General features: G+C 55.5%; 2 protein-coding genes. Both read left to right on the top strand.

Translation table 11 applies throughout. The annotated features are described in order from the left end of the window. Nucleotides 1-381, top strand: a 381-nt coding sequence (locus WBB95_RS13270) for an HlyD family efflux transporter periplasmic adaptor subunit (RefSeq protein ID WP_424487988.1), incomplete at its 5' end; no start/stop codon positions are given. A gap of 19 nt (nt 382-400) precedes the next feature. Then, nucleotides 401-2,701, top strand: a complete 2,301-nt coding sequence (locus WBB95_RS13265; protein WP_424487987.1) for an FUSC family protein — start codon at nt 401-403, stop codon at nt 2,699-2,701. Nucleotides 2,702-2,732: the final 31 nt, after the last annotated feature.

Below are 2,732 nucleotides of genomic sequence, written 5' to 3'. Positions count from 1 at the left end.
AATGAAGGAACCTTCGCCGTCACTGGATCGCCGCTGGTGGCTTTTGTCGACAGCAACACGTTTCGAGTACACGCCTACTTTGAGGAGACAAAACTCAGGCACATCAAAAAAGGTGACCGAGCCATCGTTACCTTGATGAGCCATACGGACCAGCCGCTGGAAGGTGTCGTCGACGCGATCGGCCACGCCACGAATCCACCCGACATCGCTGCCACCGAAGGCGAAATGGGGGTGGTCCCTCAAATCCAACCGACGTTCGACTGGGTACGATTGGCGCAGCGCGTCCCGGTAACCATTCGCATCAAAGAGGTCCCCGACAACATCCAGCTCGTGTCGGGCACAACCGCTTCGATTTCGATTGAGCCGAGCCCAAAGAAATAACCAAGGCGCAGGCACATCTGTGAGCACAACTTCTCAAGACTCGGTTACACCGGCGCCCGCCCCGTTACTTTTCCAAAGTGTATTAGCGCTCCCAAATCGCATCTTCGACGCAATTGATCTCGCCAGCCTGCTGTTGGCGATGAAGTCGAGCTTGGCCATCGTGCTGACGATAGGAATCGCATTTTGGTTTGGGAACATTAGTGCAGGGATCGGCGCCACCACGGCTCTGATGATCCAAAAGGGTTTTTCGGCAAGCACGATCCAAACAGGCATCATGCGGTTTGTCGGAGGGATTACGGGCTGGCTTGCTGCACTCGTGTTGCTGGCATTGTTTTCCCAGGATCGTGTGCTCTTTATTGTTGCCATCTCGCTGGCGGTGGGCGTTGTCGTCTTCTTCATGCAAGGCAGTCGTTTCTTCTACGCGTACTTGCTAGGCGCCGTGTCGATGGTGCTGATTGGCTATGGATCTGTCGAAAATCCCGACGGTTCTTTTGAGTTTGGGGTCGCCTGGGGCTCGGGAATTCTGCTGGCCGTCGTCGTCGATTCACTTGTACACAGTTTGCTTTGGCCGACCGACACAGCGACGATTTTCGAGGAACAACTACGGGCCAACAGCGAGAATGGCCGAGATCTCCTGCGACTGATGGTTGAGACTTCCGTCGAGGGAAAAGACAGGCGCGCGGATCTGATTCGCATTGAGCAAAGTCTCATCCAGGGACTATCAAAACCGGCAGCGACTTTGCAGACCGCGGCGATTGACAGTTGGCGGATGAAACGATTTGAGGTCTCCTACAAGCTCTTACTCGATAAGTTCACTTCCCTGGCGCACGCGATGGTCGGCGTTCGTGAACACCTGGATATCTGCCAGTCGATGCCGGTGTTCAGCGATTTCGTCCACCAATCTGCGACGCTGCAACAGATCACGCAGAAATTAAACGATCAGATGCAGAATTTCGTCGAGGCGCACACGGCGCCCCGCGACGGTTCGCGGCTTGGCGAAATGGTTCAAGCCCGCGAGTCATTCGATCCCTTGGTTCACAAGCTGGCTGATGAGATCGCATCGTCAGAAGCTGACGGAATGAGCAAGGGCGCGCTGCTTGGCCTGCAGGAGAAGCTAGCTCAACTCGCAACGCAAATTACCACGGCACACCAATCCCTAGCCAGCGTCGAAACCGGCAAAGCACGGACCGAGGCACGTGCCGTCGTAAAACACCAGTCGAGCGCGCCTCCCTTCGCACCACGTCTGATTAAATCGGCCATCGCGGTTGCTGTGATGATTGCGGTGGCTTGCCTGTGGATCTTGACGAACTGGCCTAGTGGAACCGGCAAGCTCATGATCTATACCGTCGTCGTGGTGAGTTTCAATGCCTTATTCCCCGCCATGCCGCGACGTGGCATACTCCTCTCACTCCTGATTGGACCTGTCGTTGCTGCGGTTCTCTATTTTGCTCTGATGCGTCCTTTGGACGGATATTTCCAGCTTGCGGTGGTATTCTTCTTCGCAACGCTGCCGTTCTGTTACCTGATCAACTCGGCCAATGTCACCAAGATGTTTGTGGGAAAGTTCGGCGGCATGCTGGTGTGTGGACTGACGTCCATCTCGCTCCAGCAGTCCTACTCATTTTCCACGTTTTCCAATGCCTTGATCGGTGACTGTGGCGGGTTTATCGTTCCCATGCTGCTGCTTCAATTCTTCGCCTGGTCGACGCCAGAACAAACATTGCGGCGGAACGTATTGGGGTTCTTTCAAAATTGCGGGCAGACGCTTGGTGCACTTGGCGCGTCTCCTTCATGGACCGAGCCTGGCAAATCACTTTTGGCCGCCCGGCAGGCTGGTTTGCTCAAGAGCTTCAAAGCTTGCAGCCTTTCGACACATTTCATCGATCCACAGCGAGCTCCTCAGAATGATTCTAAAAAGGTGAGCCAACTGCTGGCTTCAATGCAATCGCTCATGTTCCGAATCGATTTGACTGAGCATGCCCGCTTGCCAGCGCCTGACGACGCGGCTTACGCCCGTCTCAGCGCGGCAGTCCACGAGCTGCGCAAATCGTTCGAAGACGCATTGGAGGCAATTCAGAATAGGATCCGTGGACTAGACCCCGGCGGCGTGTTGCCAGATACCAGGGCACGAATCGAGGAGTACCGTCATCAGCTCGATGCTTTAGGTGACCATCCGGCGGTGGATGCAGCAGGTCGAGCAACAGCTGGCCGCGTCCTTGTGTTGGCAGGCTATTATCGAGCGTTGGCAGCTGCCATCGACCAGTGCCATGAAGACGTCAGTGCCCTTGATTGGCAGCAGTGGGAGCAAACCTATATCTAACGCGGCGCGATGTCTCATCACCCCTATCCTC

The sequence above is a fragment of the Pseudomonas sp. genome (genome assembly GCF_049645325.1).
Taxonomy (GTDB): Bacteria; Pseudomonadota; Gammaproteobacteria; order Pseudomonadales; family Pseudomonadaceae; genus Aquipseudomonas.
This window is presented reverse-complemented; position numbering and strand designations above follow the sequence as displayed.